The 1,660-nt window shown below is 47.5% G+C and carries 4 protein-coding genes and 2 pseudogenes; 3 read left to right on the top strand and 3 right to left on the bottom strand.

Annotation, left to right across the window (positions count from 1 at the left end):
- Positions 1 to 171 precede the first annotated feature (171 nt).
- The 3 genes and pseudogenes from yeaR (at position 172) to BGK49_RS14195 (ending at position 1,114) form a co-directional block, all read left to right on the top strand.
- Positions 172 to 532: pseudogene (gene yeaR / locus BGK49_RS14205) on the top strand (DUF1971 domain-containing protein YeaR).
- Between the two features lie 3 nt (positions 533 to 535).
- Positions 536 to 718 carry a DUF1869 domain-containing protein gene (locus BGK49_RS14200; protein ID WP_000513737.1) on the top strand — a complete coding sequence of 61 codons (183 nt, stop codon included), beginning with the start codon at positions 536 to 538 and terminating at the stop codon, positions 716 to 718.
- Between the two features lie 147 nt (positions 719 to 865).
- Positions 866 to 1,114 carry a GlsB/YeaQ/YmgE family stress response membrane protein gene (locus tag BGK49_RS14195; RefSeq protein ID WP_000512153.1) on the top strand — a complete coding sequence of 83 codons (249 nt, stop codon included), beginning with the start codon at positions 866 to 868 and terminating at the stop codon, positions 1,112 to 1,114.
- Between the two features lie 58 nt (positions 1,115 to 1,172).
- Here the strand turns inward: BGK49_RS14195 and yoaJ are convergent, their stop codons facing one another.
- The 3 genes and pseudogenes from yoaJ to BGK49_RS14185 form a co-directional block, all read right to left on the bottom strand.
- Positions 1,173 to 1,247 carry a protein YoaJ gene (gene yoaJ, locus BGK49_RS27240; protein WP_001386836.1) on the bottom strand — a complete coding sequence of 25 codons (75 nt, stop codon included), beginning with the start codon at positions 1,245 to 1,247 and terminating at the stop codon, positions 1,173 to 1,175.
- Positions 1,248 to 1,249: 2 nt separating this feature from the next.
- Positions 1,250 to 1,351: a YoaK family small membrane protein gene (locus BGK49_RS14190; protein WP_032324829.1), complete on the bottom strand. Its 102-nt coding sequence runs from the start codon at positions 1,349 to 1,351 to the stop codon at positions 1,250 to 1,252.
- A gap of 9 nt (positions 1,352 to 1,360) precedes the next feature.
- Positions 1,361 to 1,660, bottom strand: a pseudogene (locus BGK49_RS14185) (IS1-like element IS1X2 family transposase); the annotation flags it as partial.

Genomic DNA, 1,660 nt, shown 5'->3' with positions numbered 1-1,660 from the left:
TCTGCATATCTGACACTTTGGTTCCCACTACTTATTTGGTGGACACCACTTTGTCTAATTCGTCAGATTCTGACCAGACGGTTCAGGCTGTACGCTTACGAACAAATGGTAGTGTCCGCTATTGCCAGTACACCTCACGTTTTCAGCGCATTCACCGAAGGAGGGAAAAGGATGCTGCAAATCCCACAGAATTATATTCATACGCGCTCAACGCCTTTCTGGAATAAACAAACTGCGCCTGCCGGAATAATTCGAACGTCATCTTGATAAAGGAACGCGCCAGGGGGGTTACCCACGCCTTTCCGTTATGCATGGGGCGGTCAAATATCTCGGCTACGCTGATGAACACAGTGCAGAGCCTGATCAGGTGATCCTTATCGAAGCGGGGCAGTTTGCGGTGTTCCCTCCAGAAAAGTGGCACAACATTGAAGCCATGACTGACGATACTTATTTCAACATTGACTTCTTCGTGGCTCCTGAAGTCCTGATGGAAGGTGCGCAACAACGGAAAGTCATTCATAACGGGAAATGAATCATGGGCAAAGCAACGTATACCGTGACCGTCACCAATAACAGTAATGGCGTTTCTGTCGATTATGAAACAGAGACGCCGATGACTTTGCTGGTGCCAGAAGTGGCGGCTGAAGTGATAAAAGATCTGGTGAATACCGTGCGTTCTTATGACACGGAAAACGAACATGATGTTTGTGGTTGGTAATTATCACTGATCGTTGATGGCGCAATTTCTGCGCCATCGCAAAAAAATCCTCCGTGATGCTCGTCACAAATCTTGCCCTCCCGATGTTGTGCTATGCTTTTTATCAGCGACTAACCCGCTAATGCAAAACAGATAAGTGAGGAAACAATGGGCATTCTGTCATGGATTATTTTTGGGCTTATTGCCGGTATTCTGGCGAAGTGGATCATGCCAGGTAAAGATGGTGGTGGATTCTTTATGACTATCCTGCTGGGGATAGTCGGTGCCGTAGTCGGCGGATGGATCAGCACGCTGTTTGGCTTTGGTAAAGTCGATGGCTTCAATTTTGGCAGCTTCGTGGTTGCCGTTATTGGTGCGATTGTCGTGCTATTTATCTACAGGAAGATTAAAAGTTAACGCTTAAATTGCACAAAGGCTGCACACAGGCAGCCTTTGCTATTTTTTAGAGGTGACGTTACCACCATCCCAGCTCAGTGCCGAGTACGACAATAATCGCCACACCCATCATAATAATCGTTGTTTTTTTCATCTTTATGCCCCCGGGGCAGCATAGCCGCCAATAAAAAACCATGCTAAAAATACGACCGCTGTAATAAAGATTACAACCGGAAAAATAATACCGATTCGGGTAATGACTCCAACTTACTGATAGTGTTTTATGTTCAGATAATGCCCGATGACCTTGTCATGCAGCTCCACCGATTTTGAGAACGACAGTGACTTCCGTCCCAGCCTTGCCAGATGTTGTCTCAGATTCAGATTATGTCGCTCAATGCGCTGAGTGTAACGCTTGCTGATAACGTGCAGCTTTCCCTTCAGGCGTGATTCATACAGCGGCCAGCCATCCGTCATCCATACCACGACCTCAAAGGCCGACAGCAGGCTCAGAAGACGCTCCAGTGTGGCCAGAGTGCGTTCACCGAAGACGTGCGCCACAACCGT

Source organism: Shigella sp. FC1544 (assembly GCF_001722145.1).
Lineage (GTDB): Bacteria > Pseudomonadota > Gammaproteobacteria > Enterobacterales > Enterobacteriaceae > Escherichia > Escherichia coli.
The sequence above is the reverse complement of the archived record's forward strand: the minus strand, read 5'-3'. Positions and strand labels throughout refer to the sequence as shown.

What these genes read in the sequence shown, in the direction of transcription:
- BGK49_RS14200 (WP_000513737.1), top strand. Translation starts at nt 536, where the DNA reads ATGGGCAAAGCAACGTATACCGTGACCGTCACCAATAACAGTAATGGC.
- BGK49_RS14195 (WP_000512153.1), top strand. Translation starts at nt 866, where the DNA reads ATGGGCATTCTGTCATGGATTATTTTTGGGCTTATTGCCGGTATTCTG.